The sequence below is a fragment of the Acinetobacter legionensis genome (genome assembly GCF_048552295.1).
Lineage (GTDB): Bacteria > Pseudomonadota > Gammaproteobacteria > Pseudomonadales > Moraxellaceae > Acinetobacter.
The window spans coordinates 1-262 of record NZ_JBIMCW010000110.1 but is presented as its reverse complement, the minus strand read 5'-3'; the positions used below and the strand labels follow the sequence as shown (position 1 = coordinate 262).

Annotated in this window: 1 pseudogene; it reads left to right on the top strand. The window is 46.9% G+C overall.

The features are described 5' to 3' along the window. Positions 1-262: pseudogene (locus ACG916_RS21665) on the top strand (acetyl/propionyl-CoA carboxylase subunit alpha); the annotation flags it as partial.

The window sequence follows — 262 nt, the reverse complement described above, 5'->3', positions numbered from 1 at the left end:
GAAGAAACCTCCAAAGTCGATTTGGTCGTTGAGCAAATTCGCGTGGCTCAAGGTGAAGTGCTTTCTATTAAAGAAACACCAAAAGCGCAGGGTCATGCCATTGAGTTTCGTATTAATGCCGAAGACCCAGCTCGCGGGTTTATTCCTGCCTTTGGTGTATTGAGTTTATTTGAAGCGCCGTTTGGTAATGGGGTACGCGTGGACACAGGTGTTCGCACGGGTTCATTAGTATCTAGCCACTTTGACTCACTCATGGCAAAAC